Source organism: Jeotgalicoccus coquinae, from assembly GCF_014207425.1.
GTDB classification, from domain to species: Bacteria; Bacillota; Bacilli; order Staphylococcales; family Salinicoccaceae; genus Jeotgalicoccus; species Jeotgalicoccus coquinae.
On the sequence record NZ_JACHFF010000002.1, the window covers coordinates 333,002 to 346,313 of the forward strand.

Below are 13,312 nucleotides of genomic sequence, written 5' to 3' on the forward strand. Positions count from 1 at the left end.
AAAGAGGATTTAATGTATGCAGTTTTTAACTTTGTTTAATACGACAGATCCTGAACCACTGGACCTGACATTTTTTCAGGAGATATACGATGAACTAACTTCTCCTAAGCTATGGATGAATATTGGTACAAGTGTATTAATATCAGTTATTTTATTAATTGCCGGTTACATTTTAACAAAAGTTGTGAACCGTCTGATTGATAATTTCTTTAAATATAAATCAAAATCCCGCTTAAAGGGCTCTGACAAACGCAATAACACATTGATTAATGTGCTGCAGAACGGTGCGACCATCTTTATCTGGTTCTTCGTTATTGTAGCAATATTGGAATCATTCAGTATTCCCGTTGCCACGCTGTTAGCCGGTGCCGGTGTCGTTGGTCTGGCTATCGGTTTTGGTGCGCAGAGTTTAGTGAAAGATATGATTACCGGATTCTTTATCATTTTGGAAAACCAGTTTGATAAAGGAGATTTCGTCAGAGTAAATACGTCAGGTACTACTGTTGCCGAAGGTGAAGTGTTATCATTAGGATTGCGATCATCGCGTATTCAGGGTTATGAAGGCGAGTTATACATGATTCCGAACGGCACGATAAACGAAGTGATTAACTTCTCCCGTTATAATTCCATTTCATATCTCGATATGAACTTTTCTATTCAGGAAGATCTGGATAAGGTTGAAGATATGATTAACAGTTATTTCGAGAATCACTGGCGTGAAGAAGAAGTGCTTGTCGAGCAGCCGGCAATATTAGGCGTGCAGGATATACAGCACGGTGAGGCAACTGTCCGCATTATGCTGACCACACAGCCGATGGAGCATTTCGGTGCGACAAGACGCACGCGCAAGCGCCTGAAGCAGCACCTTGAATCACACGGAGTATTTGTATCTGTACCTACTATGGACATTAGTGATTTCGATCAAAATGATGCCGAGGAGTAAGTAATTATGGAGAAAAAATACGATTTAAATAATATTGTCGAAATGAAAAAAATGCACCCCTGCGGAATGAACAAATTCCAGATTGTCCGGATGGGTGCGGATATTAAAATCAGATGTACGAATTGCGACCGGACGATTATGATGCCGCGCCGCGACTTTGATAAACGATTAAAAAAAGTAATTATAAACTAAAGGAGCAACTATTATGTCTTTAACTGCAGGAATTGTCGGATTACCAAACGTTGGTAAATCAACACTCTTTAATGCAATAACAAAAGCAGGTGCACTCGCTGCCAACTACCCGTTCGCAACAATCGATCCAAACGTCGGAATCGTTGAGGTGCCGGATGAGCGTCTTAATGTTTTAACACAAATTGTCGAACCTAAGAAAACTGTTCCGACAGCATTCGAATTTACGGATATTGCCGGAATCGTAAAAGGTGCTTCAAAAGGTGAAGGTCTTGGGAACAAGTTCTTAGCCAATATTCGTGAAGTAGATGCAATCTGTCAGGTTGTCCGCGCGTTTGACGACGAGAACGTGACTCACGTATCGGGTACAGTAAACCCGCTTGATGACATCGAAGTTATCAACATGGAACTTATTTTTGCCGACCTTGAAAGTGTCGATAAACGTTTGCCGAAAGTAGAAAAAATGGCGAAGCAGAAAGATAAAGATGCAATGGCTGAAGCGAAAATTCTGACGAAAATCAAAGAAGGACTGGAAGATGGCAAACCGGTTCGTGCACTTGAATTCTCGGAAGAAGAGATCAAATCTGTTAAGCATTTTCACCTGCTGACTCAAAAACCGACACTGTATGTGGCGAACGTTGCTGAAGATGACTTAGCGTCACTTGAAGATAATGAACACCTGGCAGCAATTAAGAAATATGCTGAAGAAGAAGGTTCTGAAGTTATTGTTATTTCTGCAAAAGTGGAAGAGGAAATCGCAGTGCTTGATGACGATGAAAAAGAAATGTTCCTTGAAGAACTCGGCCTGAAAGAATCAGGACTTGATAAACTCGTCAGAGCATCATACGACCTGCTTGGTCTGGCAACGTACTTCACTGCAGGTGTGCAGGAAGTCAGAGCGTGGACGTTCAAAAAAGGAATGACAGCACCTGAGTGTGCAGGAATCATTCATACTGATTTCCAAAAAGGATTCATTCGTGCTGAAACAGTCGGCTACGATGATCTTATAGAAGCAGGCAGCGAAGCAAAAGCTAAAGAAGCCGGCAAAGTCCGTCTTGAAGGTAAAGAGTACATTATGAAAGACGGAGACGTCGTTCACTTCAGATTTAACGTTTAATCATTCAGCTGCGGAATCTTTTAAAAAGGTTCCGCAGTTTTTTTGATGCCAGAGCCCGCGCGGTTTCAAGAAGGTAACGATAAAAACTCCGAAAAATAAATAGGATTAATTACAGCGTAACTATTGTAATCATGCGATTTTATTGCTATAATTCCTGATTGTGAGTAATGAAAATTATTCCTTGCTGAAAACGTGTGTTTTCGGCCGCAAAGACCATAAGGAGGTGTAGAAGATGAGATCATATGAAATTTTATATGTAATCCGCCCGGATATTGAAGAAGAAGCTAAATCAGCGTTAGTTAAACGTTTTGATGAAGTTCTTACTAACAATGGTGCGGAAATCGTCGAATCTAAAGAGTGGGGTAAACGTCGTCTGGCTTACGAAATCGAAGATTTCAAAGATGGATTTTACCAAATCATTAAGTATAACGGTGAGAGTGCCGCTGCTGATGAATTTGACCGCTTAGCGAAGATCAACAATGACATTATCCGTCATATCGTTGTTCGTGACGAACAAGCTGAAGCTAAAAAATAAGTTAAATATTGAGTGGAGTTGATTACATGCTAAACCGTGTAGTTTTAGTGGGTCGCTTAACAAGAGATCCTGAACTTAGAGTCAGTCAAAATAATGTTGCTGTCGCTACTTTCAACTTAGCTGTTAACCGTCCTTTTACCAGCCAGAATGGTGAAAGAGGCGCTGACTTTATCAACTGTGTTGTTTTCCGCAAACAGGCAGAGAACGTTAACCAGTATGTTAAAAAAGGCAGCTTAGTAGGAATAGATGGCAGAATTCAAACTCGTAACTACGAGAATAAAGACGGGCAAAGAGTATATGTAACTGAAGTCGTGTGTGAAAGTGTTCAGTTCCTGGAGCCTAAAGGCAGCGGTAATCAATCTCAAGGCAATAATGATTATAACTCTGCTGACTCTTACCAAAATGCATACGGCGGCAACCAGTCGACTGGCAATCAGTCAACAGGACGCAGCCAGCAGCGTCAGGATAACGCAGAAGAAAATCCATTTGCAAACTCTAAGGGTCCAGTAGACATCAGCGATGATGATCTACCGTTCTAAATAAAATATAACAATCCAAACTTTGTTATCGTGTGTTTTAAAAAATGTGTGTGAAATGTGTGAAAAACCTGAGATACCGTATCTCAGGTTTTTATTTTAATTTTGAAACAAATCGTAATACATAAGCAATGTTTATCGTCTTTATAATTATATTTTGGTGTAGTTTTAGGCTCATAGTGTTTATAATGAAGTGTATATAATCTTTTACATAGGAGCGAAATCGCAATGATTAGAAAAAATGTCCTCGGATGGGCACTTTTACTATCGCTGTGCGTGATTTTAGCAGCTTGTAGTAATAATGATGAGTCTTCTGACAACGAATCAGAACCCGATGAAACAAAGGAAACTGAAGAGACGACAGAAGATGAAACAGAAGATGCATCTGATGAGGCGGAGGAATCTACCGAAGAAGTACCGGCCGCTGAAGAGGGCGATATCGTGCATATCACTGCCGAGCAGAGTCTCGAGCATGTTATGGACGAACTGATTACCCTTTTTGAAGAAAATAACGAAGATATTAAAATTGATGTTCAATATGGCCATACAGAAACACTGACTGAAGATTTAATCGAGGGCAATGACAAAGACATGGATATTTATTTCTCAAGTGATGATGAAGGATATGATTCACTTGTTGAAGCGGGTATTTTAAATCAGCTCGCAACTAAATATCTGCTCATCAATGAACTTGTACTCGTAACAGGTTCTGACAATGAAGATATTGCGACATACAATGATATTTTCAATAATGAGGACGTGTCACTGACAATCGTTGATCCCGAACATTCTTTATCAGGCACAAAGGCTGAAGAGCTCCTTGTTCATGAAGAAGAACGGAATATGAATCCGGATAATGTGAAAACTGTTGAAGATACAGAAGCTGCTTTGAAAGACATAGCAGCAAACAGTACAGATGCAGGATTTCTTCTGCGGACAGACATTTCAACAGATGACGATGTACGTATAATTTCACGTGCACCGCGTTCGATTACCAAGCCTCTTGTTTACGGTCTCGGCTTATCAAACGGTGTTGATGACGGCAGTGCAGCAGATACTTTCTACAATTATTTACAGTCGGAAGAAGCACTGGAAATCTTTACGAATTACGGCTATATCGTTTAACATATAACATTCAGACAGGACCCTTCAGAGAAGGTCCTGTCTTTTTTAATGCGTTTACTTTTATAAAATAAAAGACTAATATAAATCTAAATAAAGGTTTTGAGAGGAAAATCGATATGACTCATCTGAATAAATTGAAAATGGCTGCGCTGTTGTTCTCATTAGCTGCTCTCATGACTCTTACGGCGTGCGGAAGCGGCGAAACTGAGAATGCGGGTGAATCTGTCACACTGACAGTATCCGCCGCAGCAAGCCTGACAGATGCGCTGGAGGAAGCGGCTGCTCTTTTCAGTGAAGAACACCCGGACATTAAAGTCGACTTTAACTTCGGGGGCTCGGGTGCGCTGCAACAGCAGATATCGCAGGGAGCACCTGCGGACATATTCTTTTCAGCCTCAAAAAATGACTTTGATGCACTGATTGAGAGCGGCAGTATTGCAAAAGAGCAGTCAGTGAACCTGCTGCAGAATGAACTGGTGCTGGTGACACCTGCGGATAATCAGGCTGTGACATCATTTGATAATATTCAGGAAGCATCTCAGATTGCTGTCGGAACACCGGAATCGGTACCGGCCGGAAAATACAGTATGGAGACATTTGAATCTTTCGGAATAACAGCAGACGTTGAACCGCTGCTCGTATACGCAGAAGACGTGCGTGCTGTGCTAACTTATGTGGAACGCGATGAAGTAGATGCGGGATTGGTGTACAGAACGGATGCGTTAACGAGTGACTCAGTGGAGATTGCTGATACAGCACCAAAAGGCGCACATGACCCGATAGTATATCCTGTCGGTATAATCAAAAAATCGGACAATGCTGAAGCGGCAGAAATATTTTATGACTTTCTGCAGACAGAAGACACTTTAGCAGTATTTGAAGAATATGGCTTCACTGTTGAGTAACTACGGTATTACGGCAGAAGAATTTCTGACGCCTGTTCTTCTGTCGCTGAGAGTTGCATTCATTGCGCTGATATTATCGTTTATCTTCGGAACGATGATGGCACGATTTATGACGCAGAAACAATTTAAAGGAAAAATCATTTTAGAGACAATTATTATGCTGCCGATTGTGCTGCCGCCAACGGTGGTCGGTTTTATTCTTATAGTGATTTTCGGGAATAATGGATTTGCGGGCGGGATAGTTGAATGGATATTCAGCCAGTCTATAATATTTACGTGGTATGCTGCGGTGCTTGCGAGTACAGTGGTATCATTTCCACTGATGTATCAGGCTGCGAAAACCGGATTTTTAAGTATCGATAAAGATATAGAAGATGCGGGGAGAGTAGACGGAGCAAGTAATCTGCAGGTATTCATGAAGATTACACTGCCGCTGGCCTCAATTCCGCTAATGACAGGAGCCATAATGAGTTTCGCACGGGCACTGGGAGAATTCGGTGCAACGCTGATGATTGCAGGAAATATTCCGGGACGCACGCAGACAATGCCGACCGCGATTTATGTGGCACTGCAGTCAGGAAACATGGAGCTTGCGTGGCTCTGGGTCATTACGATTATAGTGATTTCGTTTATAATGCTGCTGTTTGTGAGAACAAAATCAGCAGATTAAATATAATGCGGGGAACCCGGCTCCAATGAGCCGGGTTTTCTTCGTTTGAGAGCTGGAATATTTGCATGAAGCCAATAGAAAAATGCACACTATCTTTTTATGTAAGATAGTTGACGGAATAAACGGAGTATAGTATCTTATATTACAAGATAGTCAATAAAGCGGCTGTCTTTTTTAAAAGCTAACTATCTGTCAATACATCATAGTTAGATTAGGAGGCGGGAAATGTCAGTCAGTGATCAGATAATGAAAGGTTTGCTGGACGGGGCGATATTGGGGCTCATTTCCCAGGGCGAGACGTACGGTTATGAAATTACGAAGAAGCTTGAAGACCATAATTTTCCCGATATAAGTGAAGGCAGCATTTATCCTGTATTGCTCAGGTTGAGTAAAAAAGGATACGTGAACACGAGAATGGTTAAGTCGGACAGCGGCGGACCGAAAAGGAAATATTATTCTATCAGTGAAACAGGCAAAAAAGAATTGAAAGTGTTTAAGGACAAATGGGAGAAACTAAACTCAGGCATGAACAGCCTGGTAAGAGGTGATTAACATGTTAAGTAAAGAAGCTGAAAGATTTTTAAGAGAATTTAGAATTGAAATGATGGCACATGGCAAACAGGATGAAGCGATTGATGATATGGAAGCGGAGCTTGAAGACCATTTAATTCAGGCAGAACAGGATGGGAAATCAGTCGACAGTATTACCGGCGGTTCGGTTAAGGAGTACCTTAAAAACATTTCCGGGGAAATGCCAAGGGTAAATAATTTGAAAAAGTACATCATGTTATTTATCGTTTATCTTGCGGGAATATTAACGATACCGACTTTAATTGCAGGAACTTTTGAGTGGTCACTCAGTAATCTAATGTATTATGCAGCGATTATAGTATTGGGCCCACTATTGATTTATAAAGTGTACAGCGGTGTGATTATAAATCATACATGTTTTAAAACAGAAAAAATAGCGCCTAAAGGATATGTAATTATAGCTGTATTCAGCGTATTGAAGATGGGGTTTTTAATAGGCGGCTTGTTCCTTGTCCGTAATTACCCGCTGGTTACATTTTTCGAACCAAGCAGCGGCGTAAATATTACAATTGGATTTATCCTGCTCGCAGTAATGGTTATTGGACCGCTCATTATGAAACAATGGTTTTACAGCTTCCTTGCATTTGCACTGGCTGCACCGGAAATTATTGCGCAGATATTTGCTGACGGCGGACCGCAGAGTGAGAGTTATATAACTATTTCCGCTATCGCTTTATTAGCAGCTTCAATCTTAATAATGGGTACTTTACTCATCAGCAGTAAAAAGGATGCTAAGAAGGCCAAAAACTAATAATTGACTTTTTACCACAAAAGTTGTAATATATATCGTGCACATACACACATTATAAAACACACGTTTAGTAAATAACTAAGTTATGGATTATCAAATTCGATCCACACAGTCGAATACAATAATCTGTAGAGGAGGGCTTACTATGGCAGGTCCAAGAAGAGGCGGTCGTCGTCGTAAAAAAGTTTGTTATTTCACAGCAAACGGCATTACGCACATCGACTACAAAGAAGTAGAACTTCTTAAAAAGTTCATTTCTGAACGTGGGAAAATTCTTCCTAGACGTGTAACAGGTACTTCAGCGAAGTATCAGCGTCAGTTAACTGGTGCTATCAAACGTGCACGTCACATGGCATTATTACCATACGTTAAAGAAGAACAGTAATATATTACTGAACACCTGATATCTTAGATATCAGGTGTTTTTTTTTAGAAGACGATAAAAGACACTTGGAATATCACTTTCCAAGTGCCTTTTTATTAAAATATAAGTAAGTACTAATCTCTCAGTTCTTCATCTAAAATAGTCCATTTAACATCATTTAGTGATACTGCAGCGGCAGTGCTAGTGCCAAAATAATATTCATCAGCAGTTCTTGTATCAGAAATGAATTGAGTATCTCTTGATTCCCCGGGTTCCAGTGAACCTTCAAAATTTTCTATGCTGTCAAAATAAGTGGCTGCATTGGTGTTATCGCTGCCTTCAAGATTTGTTCTGACTCCAAGATTAATCATGATATCTTCTGCATTAATCGGTCTGTCGCTGACATTTTTAAATGTCATGTTTAATATAATTGTTTCATCTAGCAATGGTTCCAGTCCATCTATTGTTTCTGTCGTCAATTCTCCGGAATGAACAGTTAGCTCGTAATTTCCGATTGCAGTTTGTACAAGTCCCATCTCGCCCAATTTTAAACCTAACTGGTCATCAATATCTCCATCTTCACTTTTTTCTTCACTGTCATCGTTTTCTTCAGCTTGTTCAGTTTCTTCGGTTTCAGTCTCTTCAACCTCTGCTTCTGTAGTATCATGTTCTTCAGCCATTGGCTCTTCTTTCTCATTGCCGCAAGCTGCCAATAATGTAAGTGAAAGCGCGCCTGTTGCAAATAAAGTAATTAATTTTTTCATATCCGAATCCCCCTGAGTTATTGTTTCCCTTTTACTATAATATTCCACTTTAAGAAATATTATGCAAGAGTGAAAATGAAAAAAGCAGGATTCTTAAAAGTTCATCGATTCTTTTGTTGTTTATCTATTTCAAGAAATGAGTATATCGTCATAAATCCAAGTAATACGAATATCGGCATCATTCCCCAGATATTTCCCTGATAGTGGGTATAAACAAATATATTAATAATTAAAACGACAAGATAAACCCACGAAAATTTTCTGCTTAATAACAGCTTGTTAATTGGCATTTTGGGAACTCCTCTGTGCTGTTTGATTAATTTATACATTATCACCAACTCTTTCAGAATTACATATCATCGTTATTAATTCTGCATTCCGGTTCCTCCTGAAAAAAAAGCGTCTATTTGCTGTTATCTGTAAGTTCTTCTTTCATATTCACAATCGTAAATGATTTACCTTCATGCTGAACAACGCGTCTGCTGCCGTCTTCATGAATAATCTGTGCTGCATCCATATAGCTGTCGTGTTTCTTCTTCGCTTTAGCTTTCGAAGCTGTCTCATCATGTTCAATCTGAAGCGGCTGATCCCGCTGTACTTCTGCAGCTCTCATTGTCTCGTCCTGTGTTTTTGGATGACCTGCTGCTTCTTCATCCTGTTTAACTTTATCTTCTTCTGAGCGAACCAGCAGTAAAATCCTGCCGCTGTCGATTGCTTCTCTGAATTTTGAATGGTCTTCACCGGTTAAATTCAATTGCTGTGCAACACGTTCTTTCGAATCTTCGTCTAAAAACTTCGCAGCGACTTTATCCCACATTGTTCCGTCCGCTTTTCTGAAAGGTACACGTGTATATCTTAAAAACGTTGCGTCAAAACGATCTTTGGCAACGACCGTCATATTGGAATCTTTTACGCCTTCTGCCCGCAGACCGTAAATTTTATCACTGAGTTCATCGGCATTTGAAAATATTTCAATTGTTGTCATACTCAATCCTCCATCACGTTCTTTTATATTAATTATACCCTAAATCAGTTTTGCAAAACTCTGTAAAACATTCATTATTGACAGATATTTCTAACTCCCTATATATTGTAAATAAGGGGGAAAGCTATGAAAATAAACAACTCAGTAATTATATCCCGCCGTAAAGAATACGGCGTATCTCAAGCATCGTTGTCACTGAAAACAGGGGTTTCAGTGTCGACAATCAGCCGACTGGAAAAAGGGGAGAATGTCGGTTTTATTTCTGTTGTAAAAATAATGACAGCGCTGGATTTGACGATTGAAGATGTGATTATCAGGCTGACGCCGGCTGTGGATATGAAAATAATAGAAGAGCTTGATTTAATCAGGGAACATTCCAAATTAGAGTTAATAGAAGGCGTACTGAATAAATTAACTGTGCGTGAATGGCGGAGCAACAAGAAACTGTCCGTCTATTATGACTGGCACCGGGCAATCTTATTTAAACAGCAGAATAATTATGATGAGGCACTGAAATGTCTCAACAAAGCAATTGAACGGGTTGGAGATGAAAGTTCGCTTGAATATTTAAAAGCCGGTTTATATATGGCAAAGGGCAATGTACTTTATGATGACATCAGCAAAGGCCTGAACTATTATATTAAAGCAGTACAAGTGTACACCAGCAACACAGACAAAGTTTACTACCGGACAGCCGTGAAACTCTATATTAATCTCATGAGAGGGTACGGAAGCGCGAAAGAATACAAAAAAATACTGCTTTATGCAGAAAAAGCGAAGTGTCTGCTGAAAAAGAATGAATCAACGTTCCTGCTGGAAAAGATAGAACGTATGGAGAAAAGAGCTCAGGAAAATCTAAAAGAACCTCAAATTGTTTAGGAAACATAAACAATTTACCATATATGAGAAATAGTGAAAATTTAGTTAGATATCTAACAATCGGATTTATTATAATGAAGATACTCTGATACATACAGAAGATCCAGAGAAAAAAATATTAAAGAGGTTATGTTTATGAAGAGTATTTTTAAAAAGACGCTCCTGTCACTCGGCCTAATCGTACTTTTATTTTTTTCAAATACGGCAGCGGATGCAGGAGAGTTTTCCGGGCATAGTTTGAACGACTGTCATATTTCGGTATTTTAAATGAGCAGCGTGATTGGTCCTGACAGTATGGATTTTATCAGTACATCAGGAAAAATTCAGCTGATCAGTTCATTAGAAATCATGCAGCAAAAAAGCACGGATCAGGATTACATCGACTACTGTGAATATTGTCTCGATATAGTGAAACACGGCGTAGAGATGAATTATTATGAAGTGCTGGACTTTATAGGAGTGACCGCTGAGCAGGTACCCGCTGAAGTTTCGATTGAAGTCATGTTTTTAATGGAGATGTTTGACCATATATCTATTTCGCTGTCCAAGCTCTCAGTAAAGGAAGCACGCGGAGTAGAGCGGGAATGCTATACGAAGTTTTGCGGCTTTGAGCCTGCACTAGACACACATATGTCCTCGTACATATTTCTCGTGAGAACAAATCAGTGCCGTGTACCTGTATTTAAAGAATCGCTGCCGTTAACTTTAAGCCATTATCGCGAGATGTTGCTGAAGTACGAACGGTATAAAAGAAATTTATATTTGACGGAAGACATGATTAAAAATATTTGTGTCCGCCGCGAGCAGCAGATCCAGCTTTTATTATAAAAAAACCGGGGATAATTATAAATTATCTCCCGGTCCTTTTTCTATATCCGCTTCCACACTGTTTCGATTTATATCCCGATTTAATGATTTATCGTCAAATGCCAACAGGAACTTTCCTTCCTCCAGCGTTTTTAAGTGTGCATTGACCAAATCCTGATTAAGTCCCGAACTTTGCAGGAAATCTTCGGCTTTTACATTCTGGGTAAAAAAATCTTTAAAGGACATGCTGTCTGAATGCGGGTTGTACGTACAGCCCATATAATCAGTCCAGTCGGGTTTAAGTTCATCGAGCCCTAAAATATTGAAGTCTTCCTCGTAGTAGTTTTCTTCCTGTTTAAGCAGGTCAATTCTTTCTAAAATATCATCTAATGAAGTATACTTTTCAATGTATTGCATTATATTCACCCCTGAATAAAGATTTCGTTATTCATCTATTCCCCGCGAAGAATTTCTCAAACTTTCACCATGATACTGAATTCATAAAATTCCGAACATTAAGAGAGCCTTTCATATCGTTCGATAGTGTTTTATAATGAGACATATTTATTAAGTTCACTTTATTGTTTGACAGTTCGGTTTTTGTTATAATAGGGAAATTAATATTTTATACCAGATGCAGCATACGACAAATTATTATAACCAGGAGGCAGTTTTTTATGTGGGAAGATAAGTTTAAAAAAGAAGGACTTACATTTGATGATGTATTACTTCTGCCGGCTCATTCAGCAGTATTACCTAAAGAGGTTGACTTAGGTGTCCAACTGGCACCAAATCTGAAGTTAAACATTCCTTTAATCAGTGCGGGAATGGATACAGTTACTGAATCTCAAATGGCGATCGCGATTGCACGCCAGGGCGGTCTTGGAGTTATTCATAAGAATATGTCTATCGAACGTCAGCGTGATGAAGTAGAGAAAGTTAAACGTTCGGAAAACGGTGTGATAAAAGATCCGTTCTTCCTGACGAAAGAAGAGCAGGTATTTGCAGCAGAACATCTGATGAGCAAATACAGAATTTCCGGCGTGCCTATCGTTAACAATCCACAGGAGAAAAAACTGATTGGTATTATTACGAACAGAGATATGCGCTTTATCGAAAACTTCTCAATGACAATCGAAGAGGTTATGACGAAAGATAATCTGATTACTGCACCGGTCGGGACGAAACTGGAAGATGCAGGACGTATTTTACAAAAACACCGTATTGAAAAATTACCGCTGGTTGATGACAGCTATGTACTGCAGGGATTAATTACGATTAAAGATATTGAAAAAGTAATCGAGTTCCCCAATGCTGCAAAAGACGATCAGGGCAGACTTCTTGTTGCAGCGGCAATCGGTATCGCAAAAGAAACAGAAAAACGTGCAGAAGAATTAATCGAAGGCGGCGTTGACGCACTTGTTATCGATACTGCACACGGACACTCACAGGGTGTTCTCGATGCAATTAAAGATATCCGCAGCAAGTTCCCGGATACGACTTTAATCGCAGGAAACGTAGCAACTGCTGAAGGTACACGTGCTTTAATCGAAGCGGGTGTGGATGTAGTTAAAGTTGGTATCGGTCCCGGTTCAATCTGTACAACACGTGTTGTTACAGGTGTTGGTGTACCGCAGGTTACAGCAGTATACGATGCAGCAACTGAAGCACGTAAACACGGTAAATCAATTATCGCAGACGGCGGTATTAAACTGTCAGGGGACATCGTTAAAGCATTAGCTGCAGGCGGAGACGCTGTAATGCTCGGCAGTCTCTTAGCAGGTACTGCAGAATCTCCGGGAGAAACTGAAATGTTCCAGGGACGCCGCTACAAAACATACCGCGGTATGGGTTCACTTGGTGCAATGGAGCAGGGGTCCAAAGACCGTTACTTCCAGGAAGACACTGAAGCGAAGAAATTCGTTCCGGAAGGCATCGAAGGACGTACGGAGTATAAAGGACCACTTGCAGAAACAGTTTACCAGCTGCTTGGCGGATTACGCTCAGGTATGGGTTACACTGGAAGTGCAGATCTTAAAGCATTAAAAGAAGAAGCACAATTCATTAAAATCACAGGTGCAGGTCTGATCGAAAGTCACCCGCACAACGTACAGGTTACAAAAGAAGCACCAAACTACAGTATATAAGGAG

The 13,312-nt window shown here is 40.0% G+C and carries 18 protein-coding genes; 14 read left to right on the forward strand and 4 right to left on the reverse strand.

Features of this window, described 5'->3' with window-relative positions; all coding sequences use genetic code 11:
• The first annotated feature begins 16 nt into the window (after positions 1 to 16).
• The 11 genes from HNR41_RS08195 (at position 17) to rpsR (ending at position 7,747) form a co-directional block, all read left to right on the forward strand.
• Positions 17 to 943: a mechanosensitive ion channel family protein gene (locus tag HNR41_RS08195; RefSeq protein WP_184283539.1), complete on the forward strand. Its 927-nt coding sequence runs from the start codon at positions 17 to 19 to the stop codon at positions 941 to 943.
• A 6-nt stretch (positions 944 to 949) separates the two neighbouring features.
• Positions 950 to 1,135: a DUF951 domain-containing protein gene (locus tag HNR41_RS08200; protein WP_184283541.1), complete on the forward strand. Its 186-nt coding sequence runs from the start codon at positions 950 to 952 to the stop codon at positions 1,133 to 1,135.
• A gap of 13 nt (positions 1,136 to 1,148) precedes the next feature.
• Positions 1,149 to 2,249 carry a redox-regulated ATPase YchF gene (gene ychF / locus HNR41_RS08205; RefSeq protein WP_184283543.1) on the forward strand — a complete coding sequence of 367 codons (1,101 nt, stop codon included), beginning with the start codon at positions 1,149 to 1,151 and terminating at the stop codon, positions 2,247 to 2,249.
• Positions 2,250 to 2,481: 232 nt separating this feature from the next.
• A complete protein-coding gene (gene rpsF, locus HNR41_RS08210) occupies positions 2,482 to 2,784 on the forward strand; it encodes a 30S ribosomal protein S6 (RefSeq protein ID WP_184283545.1) in 303 nt (100 codons plus the stop codon).
• A 26-nt stretch (positions 2,785 to 2,810) separates the two neighbouring features.
• Entirely contained in the window at positions 2,811 to 3,323 is a 513-nt protein-coding gene (gene ssb / locus HNR41_RS08215; protein WP_184283547.1) for a single-stranded DNA-binding protein, read from the forward strand.
• A 225-nt stretch (positions 3,324 to 3,548) separates the two neighbouring features.
• Positions 3,549 to 4,445: a molybdate ABC transporter substrate-binding protein gene (gene modA, locus HNR41_RS08220; protein WP_184283548.1), complete on the forward strand. Its 897-nt coding sequence runs from the start codon at positions 3,549 to 3,551 to the stop codon at positions 4,443 to 4,445.
• Between the two features lie 116 nt (positions 4,446 to 4,561).
• Positions 4,562 to 5,350 (forward strand): molybdate ABC transporter substrate-binding protein, encoded by a 789-nt coding sequence (gene modA, locus HNR41_RS08225; protein WP_229714970.1) that lies wholly within the window; start codon positions 4,562 to 4,564, stop codon positions 5,348 to 5,350.
• A complete protein-coding gene (gene modB / locus HNR41_RS08230; RefSeq protein WP_184283556.1) occupies positions 5,331 to 6,020 on the forward strand; it encodes a molybdate ABC transporter permease subunit in 690 nt (229 codons plus the stop codon). The genes modA (HNR41_RS08225) and modB overlap by 20 nt, the downstream gene beginning before the upstream one ends.
• Positions 6,021 to 6,245: 225 nt before the next feature.
• The gene (locus tag HNR41_RS08235; RefSeq protein WP_184283558.1) at positions 6,246 to 6,572 is read left to right on the forward strand and encodes a PadR family transcriptional regulator; all 327 of its coding nucleotides are present in this window, start codon (positions 6,246 to 6,248) and stop codon (positions 6,570 to 6,572) included.
• A gap of 1 nt (position 6,573) precedes the next feature.
• On the forward strand, positions 6,574 to 7,362 hold the full coding sequence (locus HNR41_RS08240; RefSeq protein WP_184283560.1) for a hypothetical protein: 789 nt from the start codon (positions 6,574 to 6,576) through the stop codon (positions 7,360 to 7,362).
• Between the two features lie 145 nt (positions 7,363 to 7,507).
• Positions 7,508 to 7,747: a 30S ribosomal protein S18 gene (gene rpsR, locus HNR41_RS08245; RefSeq protein WP_035810211.1), complete on the forward strand. Its 240-nt coding sequence runs from the start codon at positions 7,508 to 7,510 to the stop codon at positions 7,745 to 7,747.
• Between the two features lie 113 nt (positions 7,748 to 7,860).
• Here rpsR and HNR41_RS08250 read toward each other — a convergent pair whose 3' ends face one another.
• The 3 genes from HNR41_RS08250 to HNR41_RS08260 form a co-directional block, all read right to left on the reverse strand.
• Positions 7,861 to 8,490, reverse strand: a complete 630-nt coding sequence (locus HNR41_RS08250; protein WP_184283562.1) for a hypothetical protein — start codon at positions 8,488 to 8,490, stop codon at positions 7,861 to 7,863.
• Positions 8,491 to 8,591: 101 nt separating this feature from the next.
• Entirely contained in the window at positions 8,592 to 8,780 is a 189-nt protein-coding gene (locus HNR41_RS08255; protein ID WP_184283565.1) for a hypothetical protein, read from the reverse strand.
• A 113-nt stretch (positions 8,781 to 8,893) separates the two neighbouring features.
• Complete coding sequence (locus HNR41_RS08260) at positions 8,894 to 9,475, reverse strand: general stress protein (protein WP_184283567.1); 582 nt, start codon at positions 9,473 to 9,475, stop codon at positions 8,894 to 8,896.
• Between the two features lie 126 nt (positions 9,476 to 9,601).
• Between HNR41_RS08260 and HNR41_RS08265 the strand changes: the two genes are divergently transcribed.
• Both HNR41_RS08265 and HNR41_RS08270 read left to right on the forward strand, forming a co-directional pair.
• Positions 9,602 to 10,354, forward strand: a complete 753-nt coding sequence (locus HNR41_RS08265) for a helix-turn-helix domain-containing protein (RefSeq protein WP_184283569.1) — start codon at positions 9,602 to 9,604, stop codon at positions 10,352 to 10,354.
• Positions 10,355 to 10,621: 267 nt separating this feature from the next.
• Positions 10,622 to 11,182 carry a YfbU family protein gene (locus tag HNR41_RS08270; RefSeq protein WP_186100373.1) on the forward strand — a complete coding sequence of 187 codons (561 nt, stop codon included), beginning with the start codon at positions 10,622 to 10,624 and terminating at the stop codon, positions 11,180 to 11,182.
• Positions 11,183 to 11,197: 15 nt separating this feature from the next.
• On the opposite strand, the gene HNR41_RS08275 is transcribed toward HNR41_RS08270, so the two are convergent.
• Positions 11,198 to 11,578 carry a hypothetical protein gene (locus tag HNR41_RS08275; protein WP_184283573.1) on the reverse strand — a complete coding sequence of 127 codons (381 nt, stop codon included), beginning with the start codon at positions 11,576 to 11,578 and terminating at the stop codon, positions 11,198 to 11,200.
• A gap of 260 nt (positions 11,579 to 11,838) precedes the next feature.
• Here HNR41_RS08275 and guaB point away from each other — a divergent pair, with 260 nt between their 5' ends.
• Positions 11,839 to 13,308, forward strand: coding sequence for an IMP dehydrogenase (gene guaB / locus HNR41_RS08280; protein ID WP_184283575.1), 1,470 nt, complete (start codon positions 11,839 to 11,841; stop codon positions 13,306 to 13,308).
• The last annotated feature ends 4 nt before the right edge of the window (positions 13,309 to 13,312 follow it).